Annotated in this window: 24 protein-coding genes and 1 pseudogene; 9 read left to right on the top strand and 16 right to left on the bottom strand. The window is 65.2% G+C overall.

Features of this window, described 5'->3' with window-relative positions:
• Positions 1 to 122: 122 nt before the first annotated feature.
• From I6F09_RS30510 to I6F09_RS30475, 8 genes and pseudogenes are all read right to left on the bottom strand, one after another.
• Entirely contained in the window at positions 123 to 1292 is a 1170-nt protein-coding gene (locus tag I6F09_RS30510; RefSeq protein WP_036006745.1) for a Gfo/Idh/MocA family oxidoreductase, read from the bottom strand.
• Between the two features lie 113 nt (positions 1293 to 1405).
• Positions 1406 to 2251, bottom strand: a complete 846-nt coding sequence (locus I6F09_RS30505; protein WP_225189731.1) for a CmcJ/NvfI family oxidoreductase — start codon at positions 2249 to 2251, stop codon at positions 1406 to 1408.
• 313 nt (positions 2252 to 2564) lie between these two features.
• Positions 2565 to 3503: an ABC transporter substrate-binding protein gene (locus I6F09_RS30500; RefSeq protein WP_036006740.1), complete on the bottom strand. Its 939-nt coding sequence runs from the start codon at positions 3501 to 3503 to the stop codon at positions 2565 to 2567.
• A complete protein-coding gene (locus tag I6F09_RS30495; protein ID WP_225189730.1) occupies positions 3500 to 4600 on the bottom strand; it encodes an LLM class flavin-dependent oxidoreductase in 1101 nt (366 codons plus the stop codon). Before I6F09_RS30495 ends, I6F09_RS30500 begins: the two co-directional genes overlap by 4 nt.
• A 20-nt stretch (positions 4601 to 4620) precedes the next feature.
• Positions 4621 to 5791, bottom strand: a pseudogene (locus I6F09_RS30490) (acyl-CoA dehydrogenase family protein).
• The gene (locus I6F09_RS30485; RefSeq protein ID WP_109144910.1) at positions 5785 to 6582 is read right to left on the bottom strand and encodes an ABC transporter ATP-binding protein; all 798 of its coding nucleotides are present in this window, start codon (positions 6580 to 6582) and stop codon (positions 5785 to 5787) included. Before I6F09_RS30485 ends, I6F09_RS30490 begins: the two are co-directional and overlap by 7 nt.
• Entirely contained in the window at positions 6576 to 7598 is a 1023-nt protein-coding gene (locus I6F09_RS30480; protein ID WP_225189729.1) for an ABC transporter permease subunit, read from the bottom strand. The genes I6F09_RS30485 and I6F09_RS30480 overlap by 7 nt, the downstream gene beginning before the upstream one ends.
• Entirely contained in the window at positions 7576 to 8676 is a 1101-nt protein-coding gene (locus tag I6F09_RS30475; RefSeq protein WP_036006711.1) for an ABC transporter substrate-binding protein, read from the bottom strand. Before I6F09_RS30475 ends, I6F09_RS30480 begins: the two co-directional genes overlap by 23 nt.
• Positions 8677 to 9152: 476 nt before the next feature.
• On the opposite strand from I6F09_RS30475, the gene I6F09_RS30470 reads away from it, so the two are divergent.
• Positions 9153 to 10133: an ABC transporter substrate-binding protein gene (locus I6F09_RS30470; protein WP_225150316.1), complete on the top strand. Its 981-nt coding sequence runs from the start codon at positions 9153 to 9155 to the stop codon at positions 10131 to 10133.
• 318 nt (positions 10134 to 10451) lie between these two features.
• Here the strand turns inward: I6F09_RS30470 and I6F09_RS30465 are convergent, their stop codons facing one another.
• A complete protein-coding gene (locus I6F09_RS30465; RefSeq protein WP_036006709.1) occupies positions 10452 to 10910 on the bottom strand; it encodes a hypothetical protein in 459 nt (152 codons plus the stop codon).
• Between the two features lie 341 nt (positions 10911 to 11251).
• On the opposite strand from I6F09_RS30465, the gene glgC reads away from it, so the two are divergent.
• From glgC to I6F09_RS30450, 3 genes are read left to right on the top strand one after another with little or no spacing between them, the layout of a single operon-like run.
• Positions 11252 to 12514 carry a glucose-1-phosphate adenylyltransferase gene (gene glgC / locus I6F09_RS30460; RefSeq protein WP_036006706.1) on the top strand — a complete coding sequence of 421 codons (1263 nt, stop codon included), beginning with the start codon at positions 11252 to 11254 and terminating at the stop codon, positions 12512 to 12514.
• Positions 12511 to 13965, top strand: coding sequence for a glycogen synthase GlgA (gene glgA / locus I6F09_RS30455; protein WP_225189728.1), 1455 nt, complete (start codon positions 12511 to 12513; stop codon positions 13963 to 13965). Before glgC ends, glgA begins: the two co-directional genes overlap by 4 nt.
• A gap of 31 nt (positions 13966 to 13996) precedes the next feature.
• Entirely contained in the window at positions 13997 to 14257 is a 261-nt protein-coding gene (locus I6F09_RS30450) for a SemiSWEET transporter (protein WP_036006700.1), read from the top strand.
• 47 nt (positions 14258 to 14304) lie between these two features.
• Here the strand turns inward: I6F09_RS30450 and I6F09_RS30445 are convergent, their stop codons facing one another.
• Positions 14305 to 15099 carry a class III extradiol ring-cleavage dioxygenase gene (locus I6F09_RS30445; RefSeq protein WP_036006697.1) on the bottom strand — a complete coding sequence of 265 codons (795 nt, stop codon included), beginning with the start codon at positions 15097 to 15099 and terminating at the stop codon, positions 14305 to 14307.
• Between the two features lie 155 nt (positions 15100 to 15254).
• Between I6F09_RS30445 and I6F09_RS30440 the strand changes: the two genes are divergently transcribed.
• The gene (locus I6F09_RS30440) at positions 15255 to 15434 is read left to right on the top strand and encodes a hypothetical protein (RefSeq protein WP_036006694.1); all 180 of its coding nucleotides are present in this window, start codon (positions 15255 to 15257) and stop codon (positions 15432 to 15434) included.
• A gap of 7 nt (positions 15435 to 15441) precedes the next feature.
• Here the strand turns inward: I6F09_RS30440 and I6F09_RS30435 are convergent, their stop codons facing one another.
• Entirely contained in the window at positions 15442 to 16926 is a 1485-nt protein-coding gene (locus I6F09_RS30435) for a carboxylesterase family protein (protein ID WP_225172911.1), read from the bottom strand.
• Positions 16927 to 17005: 79 nt separating this feature from the next.
• The gene (locus I6F09_RS30430) at positions 17006 to 17254 is read right to left on the bottom strand and encodes a hypothetical protein (RefSeq protein ID WP_036006688.1); all 249 of its coding nucleotides are present in this window, start codon (positions 17252 to 17254) and stop codon (positions 17006 to 17008) included.
• Positions 17255 to 17445: 191 nt separating this feature from the next.
• Between I6F09_RS30430 and I6F09_RS30425 the strand changes: the two genes are divergently transcribed.
• Complete coding sequence (locus I6F09_RS30425) at positions 17446 to 20130, top strand: alpha/beta hydrolase fold domain-containing protein (protein ID WP_225189727.1); 2685 nt, start codon at positions 17446 to 17448, stop codon at positions 20128 to 20130.
• Between the two features lie 85 nt (positions 20131 to 20215).
• On the opposite strand, the gene I6F09_RS30420 is transcribed toward I6F09_RS30425, so the two are convergent.
• A complete protein-coding gene (locus I6F09_RS30420; RefSeq protein WP_225141623.1) occupies positions 20216 to 21604 on the bottom strand; it encodes an MFS transporter in 1389 nt (462 codons plus the stop codon).
• A 60-nt stretch (positions 21605 to 21664) separates the two neighbouring features.
• On the opposite strand from I6F09_RS30420, the gene I6F09_RS30415 reads away from it, so the two are divergent.
• From I6F09_RS30415 to I6F09_RS30405, 3 genes are all read left to right on the top strand, one after another.
• Positions 21665 to 22630: a LysR substrate-binding domain-containing protein gene (locus I6F09_RS30415; protein WP_225172902.1), complete on the top strand. Its 966-nt coding sequence runs from the start codon at positions 21665 to 21667 to the stop codon at positions 22628 to 22630.
• A 143-nt stretch (positions 22631 to 22773) separates the two neighbouring features.
• Positions 22774 to 23046, top strand: coding sequence for a hypothetical protein (locus I6F09_RS30410; RefSeq protein ID WP_225141619.1), 273 nt, complete (start codon positions 22774 to 22776; stop codon positions 23044 to 23046).
• 84 nt (positions 23047 to 23130) lie between these two features.
• Positions 23131 to 23451, top strand: a complete 321-nt coding sequence (locus tag I6F09_RS30405; RefSeq protein WP_036006679.1) for a hypothetical protein — start codon at positions 23131 to 23133, stop codon at positions 23449 to 23451.
• 319 nt (positions 23452 to 23770) lie between these two features.
• On the opposite strand, the gene I6F09_RS30400 is transcribed toward I6F09_RS30405, so the two are convergent.
• The 3 genes from I6F09_RS30400 to I6F09_RS30390 form a co-directional block, all read right to left on the bottom strand.
• Positions 23771 to 23926 (bottom strand): hypothetical protein, encoded by a 156-nt coding sequence (locus I6F09_RS30400; protein ID WP_167361678.1) that lies wholly within the window; start codon positions 23924 to 23926, stop codon positions 23771 to 23773.
• Between the two features lie 103 nt (positions 23927 to 24029).
• Entirely contained in the window at positions 24030 to 24548 is a 519-nt protein-coding gene (locus I6F09_RS30395) for a septal ring lytic transglycosylase RlpA family protein (RefSeq protein ID WP_036025042.1), read from the bottom strand.
• A 199-nt stretch (positions 24549 to 24747) separates the two neighbouring features.
• Positions 24748 to 26400: an NAD-dependent malic enzyme gene (locus I6F09_RS30390; protein WP_225189726.1), complete on the bottom strand. Its 1653-nt coding sequence runs from the start codon at positions 26398 to 26400 to the stop codon at positions 24748 to 24750.
• Positions 26401 to 26439 lie beyond the last annotated feature (39 nt).

The following is a 26439-nucleotide window of genomic DNA, read 5'->3' as shown; positions in this document are numbered from 1 at the left end:
TGTTCAACTCTCATTGGGATGCGCGGAAACAACCCCTCATCCGGCGCTTCGCGCCACCTTCTCCCGCAAGGGGAGAAGGATTTGCAGTGGGCCTGTGGCCCCGTTCAGCGACTTCGTGTCGCCTACAACACCACCCGCCGCCCCTCCTCCGCCGCCCAATATCCTGCGTAGTTCACCTTGATCGTCTCATAGGCCAGCGCGAGGTCCGACAGCGGCTGGCGGCCCGTCGCGACGCATTCCATGAAGTCCTGGATCTCCTGCAAATAGCCGCGCGTCCATTCCTCCTCGAGGCAGACATATTGCCAGCCGGTTTTGCGGTCGACCTTCTCGGTGATGTAGACGGAAGCGAGCTTCTCCTCGCTGGTCTGATAGCTCATCAGATGATTGTTGGGCGTGATGTTGGCAAACAGCGAGCCGCCGCTCGTATAGGTCTCGATCAGATTGCGCACGCCGCCCATGATCATGTCGCCGGAGAACACCGTCGCCTTGGTGCCGTCCGAGAAAGTGGCGGTGAGCGTGCCCCAGTCCTCGACATCGACGGGATTGGCCTTGATGTAGCTGCGCTCCTCCGGCTTGAGCCCGGCGGTGACGTTGCCGACATCGCCGGTGACGCTGGCCACATGGATGCGCTCGCCGCGCGCCTTGGCTTCGACCTGCTTCAGATACAGCACGGCCGAGAGGGGATGGCAGCCCATGCGGATCAGCGAGCCGCCGCCGGTCATCGCCCATTGCGCGGCATGCGCGGCGTGCGAGCCGGAATGGCTCTCCTCGCCCTTCATGAACAGGATCTTGTCCTTGGTCGCCTTGATGATCTCGGCGGTCTTGGTTACGGCCGGCGCGTAGATCCAGTCCTCGGCATACATGAAGAGCTTGCCCGTGCGCTCGATCGCGGCCCGCGTCCTGTCCATCTCTTCGATCACGCGTTCATACATCAGCGCCTTCGGCACGTGCTTGCCGATCGGCTGCTGATCGCCTTCGCGGCCGAAATAGCCGGCGAACGGCTTTTCGCAGATGACGTGCTTGCCGGACTGCATGGCGGCGACGATCATCTCGGCGTGAAGATTGGGCGGGGTGCAGATGTCGACGACGTCGAGATCGCGGTCGGCGATCAGCTCGGCGAAGCTCCGGTAAACACGCGGGATATTGTGATGCCCGGCAAACGCGACAACCTTGTCGCCGCGGGCAGCAACCGCCGCGACCTCGACGTCAACGCCATAGACGCGCCGGAACGCATACATGTGCAACTCCGACACGAAGCCGCAGCCGACGAGTCCTACCCTGATCCTTGTCATAGCGCCCCCTTTGCATTGGGCGGCACTATAGCGCGCTCGGACGCCTAATCCACCGAGACCTGAACGACGCCCGCGCCCATGATGCATGGACCCGGCAGGGCCATCACACGTTGTTACTGCCGGTGGAACACCAGCGTGCGGACTTCGATGCTCTCGCGGGGCACAGCATCGGCCGGCGTGGTCGGATCGACGAATGCGGTATGCGGCCCGAAACGGGTCCGGCCGTCGGTTGCGGAATCGTAGCACTTCAGCAGCAGCGCCTCATCCGGCGTCATCTCCGGGAAATAGAACCAGCGGTGGTTCGGATTGTATTTCACCGAATAGGTCTCGCCGCGGCGGTTGGGATAGATCAGGTCGGAAGCGACGAGGTCTTCCGGCTTGACCGTGGTGCCGTCGGCCATGGCGAGCGGTGAATCCCGCAAGGGACCGCGGATCGGCCGCCACAGATTGATCACCTGCACGCGCCCCTTCAGCAGCTCGTCGGCTTCATCAGGCAGATGCTCGCGCACGCGGTTGGCGCCGGAGATTGCCGTCTGGTCGACATGGACGCGCGTGGCCGGCTGACGCGGGCCGCCGTCGCGGATATCCGGCGCGCCTTCGACACGCTTGCGCACGGTGTGGTCGAAGATGACGACGCGGTCGGCCTTCAGCGTCGCGCGCAGGAACGCCTCGACCGCTGGATAGTAGACGCTGCGGATTTCCTCGTCGTTGTAAAAATCCTTCACCTGGGTCGGATGACGCACCAACGCAAAGCCCTCGCGATCCAGCGAGAAGTTCTGCGCGATCAGCCGCGCATCGAAGATCGGCACCTGATGCGGCTCCGGCAGCGAGGTGGTTTTCGGCTCACCCGGCGGCGGATCGAACGCGTAGGTGCGCGGCTTGCCGTCGATCGGTGCGAGATAATTGAGTTCGGCGGTGACGAAGGGAAGCGATTCGATTTTTGTTTCTTGCAGGCCCATGGCCGGTCTCCCGATGTGGTCGTCGGATTGATCTTTGCGGGAGTGCGCCGTGCCGCAAGAGCTGCGGCGCAAATGGCAATGAGGGTGTTGCCGGGCGGTGAGAATGCAGAAGGAATATTTCGAAGAAGGCGATTGCGCTGGAACGTGCTCGTCGCGCTTCACGAATGCTTGAGTGACTCGTGAGCTCTCACACCCACAGTCGTCATTCCGGGGCGCCCGAAGGGCGAGCCCGGAATCCATCGAGCCGCAATGTCTGTCGATGAATGGATTCCGGGCTCGCGACTTCGTCGCGCCCCGGAATGACGACGGAGCATTACAACCCCACCTTCGCGATCGCGTCCGTGAACGAGCGATCGACGATCTCCGCGGCATCCAGCTTCTGCTTGATCAGGCCCCAGCGAAAATAGAGGTCGATCGTCGCCTGCTCGTCTTTGACCACGCCGTCATCGATCGGCGCGATCCTGATCTTGGCGCGTGACAGCCAGTTCTGCGGCACGGCGGTGGGGATGTTCATCAACCTGCCCCAGGTCGCGGCATAGCTGTCGATATTGTTTAGCGACCAGGCCCGCGCCGCGGTGAGGCGGCGGATGAAATCGGTCAGCTCGGCGCGCTTGTCCCTGATCGCGTCGGGCCGCGCTACCTGGAAGCTCAGCCCCGGCGTCAGCCCTTCCGAGGTGATGACGCGCCGCGACTTGAACAGCACCTCCTCCTGGCTCACATACGGCTCCCAGGTCGACCATGCATCGACCGAGCCTTGCGTGTAGGCGATCTTGGCGTCGGACGGCGCCAGGAACGCGATCTGGACGTCGTTCGCGCTCCAGCCGTTCTTCTCCAGCGCAGCAAGGATCAGCTGATGGCCGATCGAGCCGCGGCCGGTCGCGATCTTCTTACCCCGGAGATCGGCAAAGCTCTTGATCGGCGAATTCTCGGGCACGAGGATGGCGAGCCCCTCGCGCGTCTGCCGGATAGCAGCGATCGCCTTCACCGGCGCGCCCGACGCGGCGGCGAAGGTGAAGGGCGCATCGCCAACGAGGCCGGTCTCGATCGCGCCGGCGCTGAGCGCTTCCAGAAGCGGCGCGGCCGCCGGAAACTCCCTCCACTCGATCTTGTAGGGCACATCCTTGAGCACGCCGGCCGCTTCCATCACGGCCTGCGCATTGCCCTTCTGGTCCCCGACACGGAGCGTGGTTTGCGCAGCTGCGACTTCGAACGAAGCGAACAGCAGCGCGCCGGCCAACATGAGGCGGATCATTCTGCGGCCTCGCCGCGAACGGCCTGGCGCTTGGCGACCAGCTCGCGTGTCAGCGGGATCAGCTCCCGGCCGTATTCGATGCTATCGATCAGCGGATCGAAGCCGCGGATTAGGAAATGGCTGATGCCGAGATCGTAATAGTCACCGAAGACCTCCGCAACCTGCTCGGGCGTGCCGACCAGTGCCGTGGTGTTGCTGTTGGCGCCGGTCAGCTTTGCGATCTCGGTCCAGAGCCGCTTGTCGATGCGGCTGCCCTGATCGGCGAGCGCGAGCAGGCGCCGTGCGCCGGCGGTGGCATGCCCGTCAGCGGGCTTGCGATAGCCGGTCTTGTCCTGGAGCGCGGTGGCGCGCGCGAGAATTTCCTCCGCCTTCTCCCAGGCCTGCTTCTCGGTCGGTGCAATGATCGGCCGCACCGACAGGCTGAAGCGCGGCGTCGGCCGCCCCTGCCGCACCGCGGCGTTGTGCACGCGCGAGGTGATATCGCGCACCTGCGCGTAGGATTCGCCCCACAGCGCAAAGGTGTCGGCATGCTTGCCAGCGACGTCGATCGCCGCATCCGAGGCGCCGCCGAAATAGACGCGGATGCCTTCGGGGCGATACGGCTTCACCTGCGAGAAGGCGTTCTCGACCTGGTAGTACCTGCCCTTGTAGCTGAACGGCTTGTCGCTGCTCCATTGCAGCTTGAGCACGTCGAGGAATTCAGAGGTGCGGGCATAGCGCTCGTCCTTGTCGTCGAGAGTGTTGCCGTCTTGCCGCAGCTCGGTGGCGTTGCCGCCGGTGATGACATGGAGCGCGACGCGGCCGCGGGAAAACTGGTCGAGCACGGCGAACTGCCGCGCCAGCAATGTCGGGGCGGTAAAGCCGGGCCGCTGCGCGATGAGCACGTTGAGCCTCTCGGTGTGATTGAGCACGTGCTGGGCGACCTGGAGCGCATCGGGCGAGGTCGAATGAAACGCCAGCAGCGCGAGGTCGAAGCCGGCATTCTCATGCGCCTTCGCCACCGTCTCGATATGGGTCGGATTGAGCACCGGTCCTTCCCGGACGATGGTCTCGGACGAATTGTTGTTGCTGATGAAGCCGATGAACTCGATCGACATGATCGTCTCCCTGTTGATCCCTAGAGGCCGAGTGCGAGGCGGCCGAGGCCGATGCGCGTGGAATCATCCTGCGGCGTGTGCACGCGGCCGCACAGCACGTCGCGATAATGCCGCTCCAGCGGATTGGCGCGGCTGAGCCCGTGGTTACCGGTCAACGACAGCGCGTCCTCGACGACGGCAACGGCGTTGTTGGTCACGGTCAGCTTGATGACGTTTGATTCACCGGCAGAGAGATCGACGCCATCGTCGAAGTCGCGCAGCCGTGTCGATCAAACGTGCGTTGACCGCAAGCCGCGCCTCGATGGCCCCGACGATCTCCTGCGCGCGGGCTAAGGTCGCCAGCGGCGCGCCGAGGCTGGCAGGCACGCGCTGCTTCAGGAAATTGATCAGCCAGTCGCGCGCGGCGCGGGCAACGCCGTCGTAGATCGCGGCGATGAAAACGGTGTGCACAGTCTGCTGCGTAACGTCGAGCGTGCGCCAGTCCGCCGGCTTGCGCAAATCGACCTCGGCGTCGAGCGGGACCACGACGTCGTCGAAGATGACGTCGTGGCTGCCGCTGGCGCGCAGGCCGTGATGGTCCCAGGTCTGGACGATGCGCGTGCCCGGCAGGCCCGCCGGCACCGGGAACTGGCCGACGCGCGGCTCCGCCTCGTCGGTGCGCGCCCAGACCAGGTACCATTTCAGGATCGGCGATCCCGTCGAGTAGATCTTGTGGCCGGAGAGGCGCCAGCCGGTTTCGGTGCGCCGCGCGATCGTCGCCGGCAACCCTCCGCGCGCAGGCGAGCCGAGCTCCGGCTCCACGCGCAGGGCGTTGATGAGCGCGATGCCCTCAACACTTTCGCGCGCGAGCTTGCGCGACAGTCGCGCCGGCCAGTTCGGACTGCGCGCCATCACGAGATGATTGATGTAGTGCATCGACAGCACCAGCGCGGTCGACGGATCGGCCTTGCCGAGAATGCCGAGCACGCGCGCGGCATAGCGCGCGCCGGCACCGGCGCCGCCATGAACCGCCGGCACCGTCAGAGACAGCAAGCCTGCCTCCGAGAGCTCGCGAAAATTCTCGAAGGGAAAGCTGCCGAGCCGGTCGTGCTCGGCCGCGCGCGCCGCAAAGCTCGTGGCAAGCGTCGCGGCGCGGGCGATGTAGTCCGGTTCGCTGTGAGCCGTGCGGCCCTTGGCTATCGAGGTCACCATGTGGCGTCCAGCCCCAACAGGCCAAGGATCTGGCGGCGCAGCTCAGCCAGATACGGATCGCCGCGATGGCGCGGATACGGACGATCGACGCGGATGTCGGCCTTCACGCGCGCGGGACGATCGCTGAACACGATGACGCGGTTGGCGAGCACCAGCGCCTCCTCCGCATCATGCGTCACCAGCAGCGTGGTGAACCCCTTGCGCTGCCAGAGCGCGACGAGCTCGGCCTGCATGGTGATGCGGGTCAGCGAGTCCAGTTTCCCCAGGGGCTCATCCAGGATCAGGATCTTGGGATCGTTGACCAGCGCCCGCGCCAGCGCGACGCGCTGCGCCATGCCGCCGGAGAGCTGGTGCGGATAGGCGTTGCGGAACGGCGAAAGCCCGACGAGGTCAAGCGCGTCATCGACGCGCTGGCGCTGGCTCCTCAAAATGCCCTGGGCCTCAAGGCCCAGGGCGACGTTGTCCCAGACCGACCGCCAGGGAAACAGGGTCGGATCCTGGAACACGACGACGCGCGAGGGATGCGGGTTCCTGATGCGCTCCTCGTCCTCCCGCAGCCTTCCCGCCTTCGGCTTGTCGAGGCCGGCGATCAGCCGCAGCAAGGTCGACTTGCCGCAGCCGGACGGGCCGAGCAGCGCGACGAACTCGCCGGGCTCGACCGAGATGCTGACGTCGCTCAGCACCGGCAGCTCGGTCCCGTCGATGTCGAAGGCGTGGCTGACCTGCTCGATATCGAGCGCGGCGCCGGTGGCCGGATGCGTGACCGCTTCGGCGAGAGCTGTGGCTACCATTTGACGGTCCCCTTCTGCCAGACCAGGAGGCGATCGCGGATCGCAAACAGCAGCGTGATTGCGCCGGAGCAGAGCAGCGACATCACGATCAGCGCTGCATACATGTTGGCGTAGGCGGCCCAGCCCTGCGCCCATTGCAGGTACCAGCCGAGCCCGGCCTTAACGCCGATCATCTCGGCGACGACGAGCACGGCAAAGGACGAGCCGAGCCCCATGAACAGGCCGACGAACACGTGCGGCAACGCGGCCGGGATCGCGACCTTCAGCACCAGGAACGAAGGCTTTGCCCCCAGCGTGCGCGCGACGTCGTAATAGGCGTTGCTGACGCTCGCGACGCCCGACCAGGTCAGCACGGTAACCGGGAAGCCAGTTGCCAGCGCGATCAGGAAGGTCGAGGCGCTCCAGCTCGACGGAAAGGTGAAGAAGGCGATCGGCAGCCAGGCGGTCGCCGGCAGTGGGCCGATGAAGCGCAGCACCGGATGCACCCAATAACCGACCGCGCGCGACCAGCCGATCGAGACGCCGGTTAGAAAGCCAATCGTGGCGCCGATCAGATAGCCGCCGAGCTGGAGCTTGATCGAGGCAAGGACGCTGTCGAGCAGCTTCGGCAGATCGTCGGTATAGACCTCGGTGATCGCCTGCGGCGGCGGGAAGAACGGCAGCGGCAGCCAGGCGAATTTTGCCGTCGCGACCTCCCACACCGTCAGGAACACCCCGAGCGCGACCAGCCATGGCGCGCGCTTGTGCAGCGCCTGTCCTGCCGATCCCAGATAGTCGGCCCCGACGGTGCCGAACAGCGCGAGCGCCGCGATGATGAAGGCGGCGATGCCGAGTGAATGCGTGCGCGACCAATCGCCGACATCCTGCCACCACAGGCAGGACAGGCCGAGGGCGATCCAGGCGACGCTGGCGAGAACGCCGGCGCCGGACTCCCGGATCCAGCTCGCCAGCAGCGGCACGCGCGAGGTGCGCGGCGCGCCCGAGGCAAGGCCGTCAGACAGCGAATACGTCGACATAGATGCGCTCCGCGAATTTGGCGGTGTCGGTGCTCTGCTTGAAGACCTGCACGCTCTTGAGGTCGTCGGCATAGGCCTTGAGCTCGCGCTTCAAGATCTCGCCGACGGGATGATGATGGTGGGTGTGGTAGCGCACCATGCCCTCGATATCGGCGAGCGTCGCCGCCTTCGGCGCATAGGGCTGGAACGATTTCGCCGCGAGCGTCGCATTCTGCGCGGTGAACATCGCAGCATCGAGCAGCGCCTGGGTGATGGCGCGCGCGACTTGAGGCTCTTCGCGCACGAGCGAGCCGCGCAGGCCGAGGATGCAGCAGCTCTTCTCGCGGTACTCCCCATCGAGATTTGAGGCGACCTCCTTGTACTGTGTGTCCTTGAGCCAGAGATAGGCGAGCGGATCGGACGACAGGAACGCCTGCACCTCGCCCTTCTCCACGGCAACGTTGAGCAGATTGCCGGGATAGGCGCGCCAGTCGACGTCCTTCACCGGATCGATGCCGAGTTTGGCCAATTGGATCGAGAAGAAGTTCTTGTCGGGACCGGCGAGATCGCCGACCGCGACGATCTTGCCCTTGAGGTCGGTCAGCTTCGAGACGCCGGAATCGGTGCGCGACAGCACCCGCATGCAGCCGCCATGGGTGCCCGCGGCGATCTTGACGTCAAAACCCTGCTCCAGCGGCTTCAGCCAGCGCAGTGCCATGCCGAGACCGGCATCGCTTTTGCCTGTCGCGATGGCCTCGAGCAGCTGGTCGGTCGAGCCGGAATAGTTGACGAGCTCGACGTCGAGATTATGCTTCTTGAAGAAGCCGTGCTCGATCGCAACCGGCACCGGCGCGAGGCAGACGGCGCCGGCATTCCACGACAGCTTCAGCTTGCGCGGCGCGCCAGTGAGCGCGGGTGCGTCAGAGGCCGTGCGGCACAGCGGAAACTCGGGGAAGTCGACACCCGGCGCGATGGCGCGCGGTGCGAAGGCCTGCGCACCCAGCGCGCCGAGCGGCGCTGCGAAGGCCGCCGCAAGCCCTGCCTGAAGCAGGTGGCGCCGGTCGAGTTTCGACCCGCTGCGCTGGTTATCGTTGTTCATCGGCCTGGCTCCTGCGCTGGCACGGCTCCGCCGTGTACGCAACGGGTCGCGTTGCGCATGTTCCGTGCGGAGCTGCGTCTAAGAGAAAATTGTTCCGTCGGCGCTTGGCGCGCCGTGTTGATGCGATGCGCAAATCATGCGGCGCGTTCGCGGCATCGTCAATGAAATGGATTTTCGAATGTTGCGCGAAGGGAAGACATTCTCTCCATCCGCGCATGGGCAAGCGATGAAAGGATTTTCGCAGATGCATAGGCACGCAGGGTCAACCGCGACTCCATCGCCTGCTGCATCCCTGTGCAGCGTCTGCCGCGCACGCTGCGCATTCTCGAAAGCGCCGGCCCGCTGAAACGTCATTGCCTGAAGCACGCACAATACGGTTGGCCATTTCATTGACGGCGCACCGCGCGCTCATAGACTTGATCGTCTCGCTGCACCGTTCGCTCACGCATCGTGAGCAACGCAACAAGACGGATCCAATGAGCATCAACTCTCACGACCATTCCATCACACGCCGGCTCGCCACCTCGCTGCTCGCCGCCGCCATCACGCTATCGACCGCTGCCGCATCGCTCGCCGCCGACATTGTCGTGCTGCGCGTCGGCGACCAGAAGGGCGGCAATCGCTCGCTGCTCGAAATCTCCGGCTATGCGAAGGACCTGCCTTACAGAATCGAATGGTCGGAATTCCCCGCGGCCGCGCCGATCCTCGAAGCGCTCAATGCCGGCGCGCTCGACGTCGGCTACACCGGCGATCTCTCGTTCCTCTCGGTCTATGCCGCGGGCGCGCCGATCAAGGCGATCGGCGGCACGCGCTCGGATGCGAAGACGCAGGCTATCCTGGTGCGTCAGGATTCGCCGATCAAATCGGCGGCCGACCTCAAGGGCAAGCGGCTCGCCGGCACACGCGGCGGCTGGGGCCAGTTCCTGATCGATGCGACACTGGAGAAGGCAGCGATCAAGCTGGAGGATGCGACCTTCGCGCCGCTCGGCCCGGTCGATGCCAAGATCGCGCTGCTCGCCGGCTCGATCGACGCCTGGGCGGTGTGGGAGCCCTACGTCTCGTTCGCGACGTTGAAGGACAAGGCTCGCGTCATCGCCAACGGCGAAGGGCTGACGCCGACCATCACCTTCATCGTCGCCTCCGACAACGCCATCGCCACCAAGCGCGCGGCGGTGCAGGATCTGGTGCAGCGCTTGAACAAGGCGCGACTGTGGTCGCTGGACCATGTCGCCGAATACGCCAAGAACACGGCCGAATTGACCAAGCTGCCCGAGGACGTGCTGCTGTCGGCCTACACCGCGCAGCGCACCGGCCCGATCGTGATCGACGAGAACGTGGTCAAGGAGGTGCAGGAAGCCTCCGACCGCGCGACGCGCTACGGCATCCTGCCGAAGAAGCTCGACGTCAGCAAAGCCGTCGACCGCAGCTTCACGGCTGCGGCCGCGGGATCGAACTAAACGATATGACCTTCGAACGGAGCCGCGGTGCCCGCTTTACCTCTCCCGCTTGCGGGAGAGGTCGGCGCAACGCGCCGGGTGAGGGCTTTCTCCTCTGGGGGGTTCGCGCTCGCGGAAACAGCCTCTCCCCGACCCTCCCCCGCAAGCGGGGGAGGGAGAGCACCATGTTCACGGCCACAGGAAAATCCAACATGGCAAAGGGCCGCCGAATGCGCAGGCTTCGCCTCAGGCCAGGCCCATTGCATCTCGCCGCGATCCTGCTCATGCATCTTGCATGCATGAGCCTGATCGTGTGGCTGTCATTCTAGCCGCGCGGTCTCACCAGTAGCCGCGGTAGTAGGGACGGTAGACACCAAACGGGCGGTGATAAACCCGGTACGGCCGGTAATAGCCATAGCTGTAATACGGACGGTACGGCCGATAATATCGCGGATAGACCGGTGCGTAGCCGTAGCCGCCGTAATAGGCGGGGGCGTAACCATAGCCGTAGCCCGGATATCCATAGCCGTAGCCGCCATAATAGGGCCGGCCATAATAGCCGTAGCCGTAAGGAGACCCCGCGGCGATGGCGCCGCCGATGAGCGCGCCGGCTGCGAGACCGCCCAGGGCAAAGCCCCAGCCGCTGCCGCGCCAATGCACCGGTGTGACATTGTCACCGGCCGCAGCCTTCATCGTCGCAACGTTGGTCGGCATCGGGGCCGCCGTGGCCTGCCCGATCTGGGCCACCATGACCACCCCGGCCAATGAACAGGCAATCGCCGTCTTCCAGATCCTCATCGTCCTACTCCCTGTCTGACCTTTCGCTTGGAAAAAGGATCGCAGCGTCATGATCGGACATCCTTGCGCCAAGTCAAAGCATTGAATTTCAAAGCCTGGAGTTTGCGTGCACCGCACAAGACGCTTGCCTCCGTTCTGATCAACCGGTGCCCGGCGACGTCATCGCCTGTGACAGCCGCGCGACGGTGGCTGAGGCCCGATCACCCCGGCAAGGCATTAAGCTTCCCGTGCATTCGCAACCAACAACCACCTTCACGATTTACTATTCGTGCCATTACTATCGGTTCCAATGTGCGCGGCCGGGAGGCTTCTCGCGAGCGCCAGAGTTGTGGGAGGATCACATGAGTGCCGCGAGACCCGAGCCCCTTGCCCGTCAGGCGCTGGCGTTTGTCCTGGCCGGAGGACGCGGCAGCCGCCTGCTGGAGCTGACCGACCGCCGCGCCAAGCCGGCGGTCTATTTCGGCGGAAAGTCCCGCATCATCGATTTCGCGCTGTCGAACGCGGTGAACTCCGGCATCCGCCGTATCGCGGTGGCGACCCAATACAAGGCGCACAGCCTGATCCGGCACCTTCAGATGGGCTGGAACTTCTTCCGCCCCGAACGCAACGAGAGTTTTGACATCCTGCCCGCCAGCCAGCGCGTCTCCGAGAGCATGTGGTATGTCGGCACGGCGGACGCGGTGTACCAGAACATCGACATCATCGAATCCCACGCCTGCCGCTTCATCGTCGTGCTGGCCGGAGACCACATCTACAAAATGGACTACGAGGTGATGCTGCGCCAGCACGTCGAGAGCGGCGCCGACGTCACCGTCGGCTGCCTGGAAATGCCGCGGACCGAATCTTCCGGTTTCGGCATCATGCATATCGACGAGAACGGCTGGATCCAGGAGTTCCTGGAGAAGCCGAAGGATCCGCCGCCGATGCCGGGCAAGCCGGACGTCTCGCTCGCCAGCATGGGCATCTACGTGTTCGACGCGAAATTCCTGTTCGATCAGCTCAAGCGCGATGCCGAGGACCCGAACTCGAACCACGATTTCGGGAAGGACATCATTCCCTACCTGGTCAAGAACGGCCGCGCGATGGCGCACCAGTACTCGACCTCCTGCGTCCGCTCGGGCAGCGACACTCGCGCCTATTGGCGCGACGTTGGCACGGTCGACGCCTATTGGGCCGCCAATATCGACCTCACCGACGTGGTGCCCGAGCTCGACCTGTTCGACCGAGCCTGGCCGATCTGGTCCTATGCCGAGATCACGCCGCCGGCGAAATTCGTCCATGACGAGGAGAGCCGGCGCGGCCAGGCGGTGAGCTCGCTGGTCTCCGGCGGCTGCATCATCTCCGGCGCCTCGCTGCGCCGCTCGCTGCTGTTCACCGGCGTGCGCATCAACTCCTACGCCAATGTCGAGAATGCCGTGATCATGCCTTACGTGAGTGTCGGCCGCGGCGCCCGCTTGAGGAACGTCGTGATCGACCGCGGCGTCGAGATCCCGGAAGGGCTCGTCGTCGGCGAGGATCCCGAGTTCGACGGAAAGCGCTTCCGCACCACCGAGCAGGGCATCTCGCTGATCACCCAGCCGATGATCGACAGGCTCAATACATGACGCCTGTTCGCGTCCTCGCGGTCGCCTCTGAAGTCTATCCCCTCGTCAAGACCGGCGGCCTCGCAGATGTTGCGGGCGCGCTGCCGGTTGCGCTGAAGGCGCATGGCGTCGAGATGCGCACCTTGCTGCCGGGCTATCCCGACGTGATGCGCCTTTTGTCCGGCACAGAGGAACTGCGGCGCTGGCCGGATTATTTCGGCGGCCCCGGCCGGCTGCTGGCGGGCTCGCATGCCGGGCTCGATCTGTTCGTGCTGGACGTGCCGCATCTCTATGCGCGGCCAGGCAACCCCTATGTCACCACTGACGGCGTCGACTGGGCAGACAACGGCGTGCGCTTCGCCGCGCTGTCGCGCGTGGCGGCCGATATCGGCCACGGCCTCGTGCCGGCCTTCGTGCCCGATGTCGTGCACGCCCACGATTGGCAGGCGGGGCTCGCGCCGGCCTATCTGCACTACGACAATCGTCCCCGACCCGGCACCGTGATGACCATCCACAACATGGCCTACCAGGGCAAGTTCGCCCCTGAGCTGATCGGATCGATCGGCCTGCCCTGGCATGCCTTCAACGTCAACGAACTGGAATATTTCGGCGGCATCAGCTTCTTGAAGGCCGGCTTGAGCCTTGCCGATCGTATCACCACGGTATCGCCGACCTACGCGAAGGAAATCCAGAGCGACGAAGGCGGCATGGGCCTCGGCGGCCTGCTTCGTGAACGATCCAACGTGCTGAGCGGCATCCTCAACGGCATCGACACCGAGGTCTGGAATCCGCAAACCGATCCCCACATCGCCTACCGCTTCGGCGCGGAAGACCTGACCTTCCGGGCCGCGAACAAGGCGGTGCTGCAGCAGCAGTTCAACCTCGATTCCTCGGACGAAGCGCCGCTGCTCGGCGTCATCAGCCGGCTGTCGTGGCAGAAGGGGCTCGATCTCCTGATGGAGGCCATCCCGACCATCCTGCGCGAAGGCATGCAGCTCGCGCTGCTCGGCAGCGGCGACCGCGATCTGCAGGATGGCTACCAGGCCGCGGCCCGCGCCAATCCGGGCCGCATCGGCGTCGTGATCGGCTATGACGAGATTCTGGCGCACCTGATCCAGGCCGGCTCGGACGCGCTGATCGTGCCGTCGCGCTTCGAGCCGTGCGGCCTGACCCAGCTCTGCGCGCTGCGCTATGGCGCGGTGCCGATCGTCTCGCGCGTCGGCGGCCTCGAAGACACCATCGTCGATATCGGCGAGGCCGACGCGTCCGGCCACGATGCCACCGGCTTCAAATTCGCCCCCGTGACGGCGGATGCCCTCGCCGGCACGCTGCGCAAGGCCAACACCGCCTTCTACGACAAGCTGACCTGGCGCCGCCTGCAACGCAGCGGCCTTGCGACCGACGTCTCCTGGCGTAATCGCGCCGGCGACTATGCCGCGCTGTACCGCAGCCTCATGGCGGCGCGCGCGTGAGGCAGAGCCGAATCCATGCTATAGAGCCGACATGGACCCCTTCGCGATCAAGCTGCTCGGCTTTGCCGCCGCTACCTGCACCACCGTCGCCTACGCGCCGCAGTTCATCAAGGTCTGGAAGACCCGCTCGGCGCGCGACATTTCTCTCGGCATGTTTCTGGTCATGATGCTGGGCCTCACGCTCTGGCTCATCTACGGCCTGCTTTCAGGCGATGCCCCCCTGGTCGCGGCGAACGCCGTCACCATGGTTCTCGCCGGCGGCATTCTGGTGATGAAGCTGAGATATGGGTGAGGCTTTCTTCGCCTCTCCCCGCTTGCGGGACGACGGAGAAGAGATCATTATCCAAACACATACGAGGCCATCGCCACATGCGCGACCTCGTCGACGAAGACGCGCCGTCCGACGTCGCTTCCCGCAGCACCGGCCGCCACCATCAGCGGCAGCAGATGGTCCTCGCGCGGATGTGCAAGGCGTGCGCTCGGCGCATTCTCCCAATCGACCAGCATGGCATTGCGGCGCGCCGCATCGGGGTTGCTGATCGCCTCGTTCAGATAGGCCTCGAAATCATACGAGACGGGCTTGGACTCCGGACGGTTGAAGCCGCGCATGTTGTGATAGGTCAGGCCGCTGCCGACGATCAGGATGCCTTCGTCGCGCAAGGATGCGATCGCCTGCCCCACCTTGACGTGCTCGGCCGCGTCATAGCTGGACTTAAGCGACAGCAGCACGATCGGCATGTCGGCATTCGGATACATCAGCCCGAGCGGAACGAACGTGCCGTGATCGAAACCCTGGTCGGGATCTTCGCGGCAATCGAGGCCGGCATGCGTGAGCAGCGCCTTCACTTGCGCGGCAAGCTCGGGCTTGCCCGGCGCCGGATATTTGATGTGGTAGGTATGCTCGGGGAAACCGTAATAATCGTAGACCATCGGTGGATGCGGCGAGGTCGACACCGTGAAGGCGTCGGCTTCCCAATGCCCGGTGATGACCAGCACGGCCTTCGGCCTCTCGGGCAGAAGCTGCGGCAAGTTCGCGAACGCCTCGGCGGTCTTGGCATATTGCACCCGCCTGTCCTCCATGAAGGGCCAGGGGCCGCCGCCATGCGACAGGAACAGGGTCGGAAGTCGCGTCATCGGCTCGTCTCGTTGACAACAGGCACGTGCGAGCGGTCCGCACGATCGGCGATGAGCATAGGCAAAGCGGCATGGTTAGCAAGTCGTTAACGATTTGCCGCCCAGAATCCCCGGCGGGGCCGAAGCAGTCGGCCTGAAGACAAGTGAGACGTACGATGAGGAAGTTTGCGCTGGGGGACGTCGTCAACAGTGACAAGGGCCGCCGCGGTGTCGTCCGCGCCGCCTTCAAGTCGCGGGATGGCCAGCAGTTCTATGCCGTCGAGAAGGACGGCGCGATGGATTATCTGGAGGAAGACCGGCTCAGCCCGGCGCCGCGCGTCGAGCTCGCGGCTTAAATCCGCTTCATCTCCTGCCCTCATTTGCGAGCCGATCGAGACGATCCGCGATCGGATCGTCGCCGCTCGCGATGCCGTCGTTCGTGATCAGCAGCAGGCGATCGCCGCTGGCTGCGTCCCAGCGTGGCAGGTCGGGACCATGTAGGTCGGGACCATTGGGATCGCCACTTCGGGCGAAGTTTATCCAATAGGCGCGCATGCGGCCTGCGACCTCGCGGTCGCGCCGCGACAGGATGCCCGCACCGGGCACGCCTTCCGTACCGAAGATGAACTGCAGCTCGCGCCCGTGGCCGACGTCCGGATTGGCGCGCCTGGCCTCCGGCACATAGGCGAAGCGGTAGCGAAAGGTCGGCGCGCCGCCTGCCGCGTGCAGACGTGCCAGCAGCCGCACCGGCTCGGAAAAGACCTTGTCGGTGTAAATTCTTGCCGCGAGATCCGAAGGTCTGGCGAGATCGGGATAGAGCTTGCGCAATTCGCCGCCGCCCGCGCCCGGCGGCGCAAGCTCCTCCTTGATCGCGGTCTCGTTCTCCAAGCCGGTCTCATCCTCGTTCGAGCCGATGATCAGGGGAATGCGGCTCTGGCGTCCGGCCACAAAACCCGCGGCGAGGTCCTCGGTCACGAGACGTCCATCCATCATCGGTGCAAAGCTGTGCGGCGATGTCTCCAGCAATTGTTTCTCGGCGGCCAGCAGGCGCCGCGGCTCGACCGCGCGCAGATCCGTCTTCGGCGAAAGCGCGGTCACGAAGAGCCGGCCGATGGCCTCCGCCTCTTCCGCCGAACGCAGGCGCGCGCGGCCGGGCACCGATTGCAGAATGGCCTTGTGGAACAGATCGCGCGCTTGCGCGGACAGCATCAGCAGCGCAATCGATGTCGCGCCTGCATCGCTGCCGAACAGCGTGACGTTATCAGGATCGCCGCCGAACGCCGCGATGTTGTCGTGCACCCAGTGCAGCGCGGCGATCTGGTCCATCAGGCCGAAATTGCCGGAGCCGGCGTCCGACAGCGCGGGATGCGAGAGCCAGCCGAGCACGCCGAGGCGATAATTCACGGTGACCACGATGAGGCCCGCCTGCGCCAGCTTGGCGCCATCGAACAGCGGATCGTTCGCGGTGCCCGTGACGAACGCGCCGCCAGGAATGAACACCATCACCGGCAACGGGCCGTCGACCCCGAAAGGACGAAACACGTTCAGCGTCAGGCAATCCTCGCTCGCCGCCGGCAGCGCCGGCTGAAGGCACGGCGCGCCGTATTCGTAGGCGGTGCGCATCTCCGAGCTTTCGGTCGTCGGCTGCGGCGGTTGCCAGCGCAACGCGCCGAGCGGCGGCGCCGCGTAAGCCAGCCCCTTGAACGAGGCCACCTCGCCTTCCACGGCGCCGAGCATCTGCCCTTCACGGGTCAGCGCGAATGGAAACTGCCCGACCGGCTGGGCGACGGCCGGGTCGGCACCACACAGGACTGCAATAGCCGCAACGAATGCAAGCAGGGCCCGCATCTTCGCAACGATCTCGATGAAGGGTTTTGGCAGGTTATGTCCGAAGCCGTCGGCGAGGCAACCCTCGCGCACCTTGAGCCTAACCGCCTTTGCCAATCAGCTCCGCGAGCGCGTGGCGCGCGACGATGCCGAGCTCGCCGAGCGTGGAGTGTCCCGCCCGCGCCGCCTCGATCAGGCGCTCGGCGATGAACCTGCGGCTGTCGTGATCGCCGCCATGCGGCAGTTGCCGGCACGTCTGCTCGAGGACGACGTCCATGTTCGCTTTGGTGCGTTCACTCAACTCTGTCATGACGCCCGGGCGGTACGCGTGGCTTGTAAGCGCAAGCATACACAGAAGGACGATGGCTGATTACCCCGGGCGATCACGGCCATTGTGCATCGCGGTGCGTGTGGTGCCGCAAGATTCGCGCGGTCACGAAGCCGCCGCAAACGACCACCCTAAGATTGCACTTGCTCTAATGACAAGCTGAGCCTGCGGCGATAGCCTGCCGCCAAAACAAGACATCCGGGAGGAATACCATGCCTGACGCAATGGTTGCCACACGTGCCTCCGATGGGCGCGGAACCGCTCAGCAGGTCGATGTTGCCGTGGTCGGCGCCGGATTTGCCGGCCTCTACCTTCTCCATCGCCTGCGCAAGACGGGGTTCTCGGCAGTCGGGCTCGACGAGGCCGGCGATGTCGGCGGCACCTGGTATTGGAACCGCTATCCTGGCGCGCGCTGCGACATCCAGACCATCGACTACAGCTACACGTTCGATCCGGAGCTCGAGACCGCCTGGACCTGGTCGGAGAAATACGCGACCCAGCCCGAGATCCTGCGTTACCTCGGCTTCGTCGCCGATCGCTACGATCTGCGCCGCGATATCCGTTTCAAGACCAAGGTCACCGAAGCCAGATGGGACGAAGCGTCCGGGCGCTGGCTCATCACCACGGACAATGGGCCACCCGTCTCCTGCCGCCATTACATCATGGCGACCGGTTGCCTCTCCGCGCCAAAGCCGCCGGAGATCGACGGCGTCAAGGACTTCAAGGGCGAGGTCTATTTCACCGGGCGCTGGCCGCATGACGGCGTCGATCTCACCGGAAAACGCGTCGCCGTGATCGGCACGGGCTCCTCGGCGATCCAGTCGATCCCTGTGATCGCCGAGCAGGCTGCGCATCTGACGGTGTTCCAGCGCACACCGAATTTCGCGTTGCCGGCGCACAACGGCCCTGCGCCCGCGGACCGCATGAGCCTGTTGCAGAGCGACCGCGCGGCCTATCGCGAGCAGGCGCGGCAGTCGATGGCCGGCGTGCCCTATCCGCAGCAGACGGTCGTGAGCTGGCAGCTCAGCGATGCCGAGCGCCGCGAGCGGTTCGAGCGCGCCTGGGCCGCCGGCGACCTCGTCCACATCCTGACGCAGCTCTGGGCCGACCAGGCCGTCGACGTCGACGGCAACAAGATCGTCCAGGATCTGATCCGCGAGAAGATCCGCGCCGCCGTCAACGATCCTGAGACCGCCGCGGCGCTCATGCCGGACGACCATCCGTTCGGCGCAAAGCGCCCCTGCCTCGAGACCAATTATTACGCAACCTACAACCGGCCGAACGTCACGCTGGTCAATCTGCGCAAGGAGCCGATCAAGGCGATCACCGCGAGCGGCATTTCCACGAACGGCCGCAGCTTCGACGTCGACGTCATCGTCTTCGCAACCGGCTTCGACGCCATGACCGGCGCGATCCGTGCCGTGCATCCGATCACCGGGCGCGGTGGCAAGTCGCTGTCCGATGTCTGGGCGCAGGGGCCGCAGACCTATCTCGGCCTCACGGTCGAGGGCTTCCCGAACTTCTTCATGATCACCGGACCCGGAAGCCCGTCGGTGCTGTCGAACATGGCGGTGTCGATCGAGCAGCATGTCGACTGGGTGGTCGATCGCCTTGCGTCGCTGCGCGATGCCGGCTTCACCACGATCGAGCCGACCGAGACGGCGCAGGCCGGCTGGAACAGGCACATGGCCGACTGCTCGATGCTGACGCTGCACCGGCTCGCCAACACCTGGTACACCGGCGCCAACGTGCCCGGCAAGGTGCAGGGGCTGATGCCCTATACCGGCGGCGTCGGCCCTTATCGCAGCATCTGCGACGAGGTGGTCAGCCGCGGCATGCTCGGCTTCAAGCTCACCGGCCCCGATGGCGCCGTCCAATGCAACGACGGCGAGGTGGTGCGCCTGCAGCCGGACGTGCGGCTGGTGCTGAACCTGCTCGCCTCGCTCAACCTGCCGCCGATCGAGTCGATGGGCGCGCTCGGCGCCCGCGCCTTCGTCAACGAGTTCAACAAGGGCCGGCCTGCGGGGCGGCCGATCGGCGAGATCGTCGACGGCACCCTGCCCGTCGCCGACGGTGCGTTGCCCTACCGCGTCTACAAGCCGGCAACGCCGGGACCGCATCCGGTTGTGGTCTATTTCCACGGCGGCGGCTGGGTGCTCGGCGACGAGCAATCGGACGAGCCGTTCTGCCGCGACATGGTGCGGCGGACCGGCATGATGTTCGTCAGCGTCGGCTATCGCCACGCACCGGAGCATCGCTTCCCGACCGCGGCCGAGGACGGCTATGCGGCCACGCGCTGGATCGCCGAGCACGCCGCCGAGCTCGGCGGCAGGCCGGGCCCGGTGCTGGTCGCCGGCTGGAGCGCCGGCGGCAACATTGCGGCCGTCACCTGCCAGCTCGCGCGCGACCGCGGCGGGCCCTCGATCGCCGGCCAGCTTCTGGTCTGCCCGGTCACCGACTGCAGCTTCGATCGGCCCTCCTACAACGAAAACGGGACCGCCTACTTCCTGACGCGCTCTCTGATGTACTGGTTCTGGGACCTCTATTGCTCGCCGGCGGACCGCACCGACCCGCGGATCGCCCCGCTGCGCGGCAAGGTTGCCGGCCTGCCGCCGGCCCTCGTGGTCACCTGCGAGTTCGATCCGCTGCGCGACGAGGGCATCGCCTATGCCGAGGCAATGGCCGCAGCGGGCGTGCCGGTCGAGCAATTGAAGGCGCGCGGCCACTTCCACTCGTCCTTTGCGATGGTGGACGTGGTGATCACAGGCGTGTCGGGACGGGTGCAGATGGCGGAGGCCTTGCGGCGCTTCGCCGGACTGCCGCCGGAGGTCCGCCGCGGCGAGAGCAACCAGGAGCATGACAGCCCCGGGCGCAGGATCGCAGCCGCCGCGAGCTGAATGGCGACAGGCGGCCGGCAACCATTCCCCGGCCGACCCAGCGATTGGTGTGGGCCCGGCAGCCGGCTGTATCCGCCGGATACAGCTAAGGCTGCTGGTCAGGCAGCAACGTCGATGCGGCGATTAGGCCGCCTACTGATCCAAGAGCCGCAACAGCCCATGGCCACGCGTAGCCGGCAGCCGTTCCTCCGTCCGATAGAATCGCACCGAGCGCTGCGATGCCGAGTGCAAATCCGGCCTGCCGCATGACCACGGTGACCGCCGAGGCCATGCCCGCTTGGGCCGGCGGCACCAACGCAACGACGGCGCTCGACAATTGCGGATGCGCGAGGACTGCGCCAATCCCGGTCAACAGCATTCCGCTTGCCGCCGCGGCGAGAACGACCTGCGCATTCGAGAGCCAGCCGCTCGCTGCCAGGATCAGAATGAGATCGCCTGCGAGCAGCGCCAGCATCGCCGTTGCGAACAGCCGGCGCCAGCCCCAGCGTATTGCGAGGCGAGCACCATAGGGCGGCAACAGAAGCATCGGCAGCGTCGCAAAGAGCATTGCGAAGCCAACGGACGGGCCTGCCCAGCCGAAGGCTGCGTTCAGGAACGGTGGCAGATAGACGAGAACCGCCCAGTATCCAACAGAAACAGCAATCAGCAGCGCGGAAATGCCGACCATGACCGGCCGCATGAACACAGCGGGGTCGAAAATCGGCACGGGCCGCCGCCGCTGCTGCATCACGAAGATGGCGAGCAGGCAGGCGCTCAGCCCGAGGCCCGCTGCAATCCGGGCCGGCACTTCACCTCCCTTCAGCAGGCTCTCGATCGCAATACCAAGCGCAAGCGTGAGAAGCACGACGCCGCTCCAGTCCAGCGGGCGGCCGGCGGGATCACGCGATTCCGCGACCAGTCGCGGAACGGCCAGAAGCGTGAGCAGACAAAGCGGGATATTGGCCAGGAAGATCCAGCGCCATCCGAACCAGGCCGAGACAAGTCCCCCGAGCGCTGGTCCGAGTGCCATGGCGGTGCCTGAGAGCACGCCCATGAACGCAAAGGCGCGGGCGCGCTCGTCAGGCCGAGCATAGGCATTCGCAAGCAGCGCAATGCCTCCCGTGATGACGAACGCCGCGCCCAGGCCTTGAACTGCGCGCCCGGCCCACAGCATTGGACCGCCCGCCGCGAAGCCGCAAATGATCGATCCGACCAGGAACACGACGTTGCCGCCAAGCAAAGCGCGTCGACGTCCATACTTGTCGGCTAGCGCGCCCGCAGCGAGCAGCCCACCGGTAAATGCCAGACTGTAGGCATCCATCACCCAGGCGTAGGCAGCGCTGCCGAAACCGAGTTCGGCTGCCATGGCCGGCATCGCGACAACAACCGCGGTCACGTCGAATTGCGTCAGAAAGGCCGCCATGCCGAGCACCATCGCCGGCAGCAGGTCCTGCCAACGGCTTGGAGACTGCAGATCGGGTTCAGGCGTGATCATCGTTGTCCCATGGTGAAAGCATCTGGTACCGCTATGCATGTCGGGGCGAGGCCTGCGCCAATGCAATGCATTCACATCGGCATGAAAATGATTCATGATGATGCAATGCGCTCATTTCCTCCCTTTGACGGGCTGATTGCGTTCGAGGCAGCCTTGAGACATGCGAACGTCACGCGCGCCTCCGCGGAGCTCGGGCTCACGCAGAGCGCGGTCAGTCATCGGCTCCGCAAGCTCGAGGACTTCGTCGGGACGCCCCTCCTCATCCGGCAGCCGAGTGGCTTGTGTGCCACGCCCGCCGGCATTGCCCTCTCCAACGAGTTGGCCGGTTTGCTCGACAGGATGGCGGATTTTCGTGCGCTTTGTCGCGCCGCCGCTCCGCCACCGGCCTTGAAAGTCGGCGTCGGTGCAGCGCTTGCCGACTATTGGCTCGTGCGCCGCTTGCCCGATTTTGCGCTAGAGCATCCCGGCATACCGGTTGAGCTGGCCGTACGTGAAGCCGACGCACATGCGAGGTCGACCGATCTCGACGTCGCGGTTGTGTGGCAACCAGCAGCCGGCTTGAGGCCAACGTCCACGCAGCGTTTGCTAGTTCGCGAGCATGTTTACCCGGTCTGCCACCCACGCCTGCTGCCTGGCCAGCAGCCACTGACCGACGTGACGCGCCTCAAATCGTTGCCGCTGCTGCACAAGGGCCGGTCCGGCGATGACCGCGGGGTCGAATGGTCGTGGACCTCCTGGTTCGAACGATTGGGTCTCGGCCGCCCGCCACCCGCCGAGATACGTTTTGCGACGATTGCCACCGCCATAGCCGCCGCCCTCGCCGGCAACGGGATCGTGCTCGCGCGTTCACTGCTGGTCCAGGATGCCCTCAAGGATGGCAGGCTGGTGCGGGTGCTTCCGCAATCCTGGGACTTGCCGTCGAGCAAGGCTCAAATCGTGCGCTGGCCCGCGGCCATGGCCAAAGATCCCCGCGTGAAGGCGTTTGTCCGCTGGATATTGCAAATTCCGAAGATTCCCAGCGATTGAGCCGTACTCCGTAGCGGATGAGCCGGGAACCTTTTCCCGGCTGCCGCGTTGGCTGACCTGTGGCATTGAGATGCAGCGACAGATGTATGGGCCCCGGCACGCGAGCACGTGTGCTGGGGTCGTGTTTTGCGTGAGGCAGGGCGATGGGGGACGTGGTCGGGGATTCAAAGGTCAATTTCGGCGCGCTTGCGGTGCTGCATAAATGGCCATCACTTGCCAATCAGCGCCAGCCTGACCGGAAGCCCTACCAGCTCATCGAAGGCACGCTCGACGATTGCATCTCGGCTTTCATGCAGAAACCGGCGACGACCCGGCACCTCTACGAGATCCGCACCGTAGCGCAGCCGCCGCTCGTCACCGAGATCCTCTCCCCCGAACACGTCCTCGAGCTGTCGCGCTTGAGAGAATTTCTCTGACGCCCTTCACAAGCGTGCGAGCAGGAACCTTCTTCCGGTTCTTCCCGTTGTCAGGGATCAAAGCAATGACGTGAGCGCCTCGAGATGTTTGACGCCGGCGTATCATCACCGATCGTGCCTTACGGAGCGGACCAGACCCTGTTCGTGGTGGTTGATCGCCGTGACGAGGCGACCGAAATCCGCATCGAGCGCAGCGATCTCGACACCACGATCGGCGAGCTCGTCGCCGGCTGCTTCAATGACCCGATCAAGGTGATCTCGTTCAACACGCTCGAGCACTGGATGAAGGATATCTCGTGCGACGTCGCCGGCGAGATCCGCGCACGCTGCGACATCTATGGAATAGAGCTCCCCGATTATCTCAGCGACTTCATCGAAAGCCATTCCCAAAGCGCGATGAAATGAAGCTCACTTGCCGAAAAGGACGGAGGTGCGCTCCCTCCCTGCTTGCGGGAATGACTATCGCATTTGGGAGTTTTTCTCTGCGGCCATCCTTCGAGACGCCCGCTTTGGGCGGGCTCCTCAGGATGAGGGCGGAGTGCGCGGCAGCAGTTTCAACGAGCACTGATGCTGATTAGCCTCATCCTGAGGAGGCGCGTCAGCGCCGTCTCGAAGGACGAGGCGTGCGCGCAGGCCGCCGCCACAAGTCATATCCGATAGCCCTGCGCTTGCGGGAGAGGGAGTGCACCTCCCTTGTAGCAATCGAACCTGATCGCATCGTGCTTTAGTTGCGGCGGCGTTTGCCGGCGATGACCTCGATCTCGCGGCGGCGTTCGCCCGCGAAGGTCAGCAGCTTTTCGATCGTCAGCGTATCCGTGATCCGTTTGGCGAGCCGCTCGGCACGCGCAGCCTGATCTTCGAGATGCTGGATCGTGTTCAAGCGTCGCCTCCCCCAAAGCCCCGAATTGTGCGGACAGCCATGGTGCTTGAGAAGCCGCTAACAGCCGGTTAAGCGCGCCCGCACGGTCGCGACGCGTGGCGCCCTATTGCACGACTTCAAGCCTGACATTGGTAATGCCCTTGTCGACCATGCCGAGCGCCTCGGCGGCCGACGGCGAGATGTCGACCACGCGTCCGCGCACGAAGGGCCCGCGATCGTTGACCCTGACCGTAACGAAACGGCCGGAGGAGGTCTCGGTAACGCGCAGCTTGGTGCCGAACGGCAGGGTGGGATGCGCCGCGGTCAATTCGTTCCTGTCGAACTTCTCGCCGCTCGCGGTCTGCGTATCCGAATAGAAGCTGGCGATGCCGTGCGACGCGGTTTGCTTTGCGTCGCGGGCGGGGACGCGCGCCCGGCTGATCGGGCGTGGATGCAGCGCCGCCACCCGGTGCGGGCGCTCGACCGCGGCTTGCCGGGTCGTTCCGGCGAGATCGGCTTTCTGACGGCCGACCGGCGATTGCGAGCAGGCAGCGAGCGATGCGGCACCCAGGACCGCGAGCAATAACCGGCTCGAGCTCGCCAGCGACATCCGGGCAGTTTCGGCACTTGCAATGCGAGACATGATGCGCCCTCCGAACAACCCCAAGTTTCGGTGGGCAATGAGGGCAGAACCTTGTCGGAACAAAAGCGGCTCTGGGGCCGCCTTCGTTTCGCGCCAGCTGTGGCGATTCCACCACAGTGACCTGTTCAGAATCGGGACAGATCAGCGAAGGATCAGCCCGATACGCCCCGCGAGCCGCGTTTTCGGCGCGGCCCGATTTCTAGTACTTCGGCTCGTACATCTGCGACTGGACCAGGGCCTTCACGTCGTTGGGCGCGGGTCCGTCGGCGAGCGCGCGTTGATAGGCCACATCCGCAACCGCCGCCGCGATGCGCACGGAGACCTCGCGGATACGCTGCAGTGCCGGATAGAGGCTGCCCTGAGCGAGGTCCTCCTTGCCGACGCAATCGGCGAGCGCGTGGGCCGCCGCCATGAACATCTCATCGGTCACGAGGCGCGAGCGGCTGGCGATGACGCCGAGGCCGACGCCCGGGAAGATGTAGGAATTGTTGCCCTGGCGCGGCACGAAGCTGCGGCCGTTGAGCTTGACCGGATCATACGGACTGCCGCAGGCGAACAGCGCGCGTCCCTCCGTGTAGCGATAGGCATCCTCCGCCGAGCACTCGGCTTTCGAGGTCGGGTTGGAGAGCGCGAACACGATCGGCTGCTCGTTGAGCTCGGCCATCGCCTTGAGCACGTCGGGCGTGAAGGCGCCGCCGACCGCGGCGACGCCGATGATCGCCGTCGGCTTCAGCGTCTTGATGGCGGTGAGGAAGTCGGCGATCGGCGCCTGACCGGCATGGGCATAGCGGAGCTTATGGCCAGAAAGGCCTTCACGGCCGCTGACGACGAGACCGCGGGAATCCACCAGCCAGTTGCGGCGAAGCGCGTCCGCCTCGGACGCGCCTTCCGCCATCATGGCGGAGACCACGAGGTCGGCGATGCCGGTCGCCGCCTCGCCCGCGCCGAGGAACAGGATCTTCTGATCCTTCAGCTTGCCGCCGGAGATGCGCAGAGCCGAGAACAGGCCGGCGAGCGCCACCGCCGCGGTGCCCTGGATGTCGTCGTTGAAGACGCAAGCCTCGTCGCGATATTTGTGCAGCAGCTTGAACGCCGAATGATTGGCGAAGTCCTCGAACTGGATCAGCACGCCCGGGAACGTCTTGCGCGCGGCTTGCATGAACTCGTCGACGAAGCTGTCATAGGCCTCGCCCGTCAACCGCCGCTCGCGCAGGCCGAGATAATAGGGATCGTTCAACAGCTCTTCGTTGTTGGTGCCGACATCGAGCACGATCGGCAAGCACGCTTCCGGATGCACGCCGGCGCAGGCCGAATAGAGCGATAGCTTGCCGACCGGGATGCCCATTCCGTTGGCACCGAGATCGCCAAGTCCCAAAATGCGCTCGCCGTCGGTGACGACGATCAGCCTGGCCTGGTAGGGCCAGTTCTTCAGGATCTCCGCGATCTGGCCGCGGTCGCGCGAGGAGATGAACATGCCACGCGGCCGCTGGAAGATCAGGCCGTATTTCTGGCAGGCAAGCCCGACCGTCGGGGTGTAGATGATCGGCTGGATCTCGTCGATATTGTCGACGACGACGCGGAAGAACAGCGCCTCGTTGCGGTCATGCAGCGCGTTCAGGGCAACGTATTTTTCCAGGTCCGTCGGCAGCGTGCGCAGATTGGTGAGCACGCGCTGAGCCTGGGTCTCCATCGTCAGCACGCAGGGCGGCAACAGGCCGCGCAAGCCGAGTGCGGCGCGCTCTGCTTCCGTGAAGGCCGTGCCCTTGTTGAGCAGGGGGTCGCGCAGCAGCGTCATGCCGTGCGCGGTGTCGGATGATGTCGAATGGGCGCTGACCCGAGCAGGTCTATTCACGATTCCCCCAAGGAGTTTCTTATTGAACCACGACCATTG

The organism is Bradyrhizobium sp. IC3195 (assembly GCF_020193585.1).
Classification (GTDB): Bacteria; Pseudomonadota; Alphaproteobacteria; order Rhizobiales; family Xanthobacteraceae; genus Bradyrhizobium; species Bradyrhizobium yuanmingense.
Note: the sequence above shows the minus strand (reverse complement) of the source record. Positions and strands in the feature narration are given on the sequence as shown.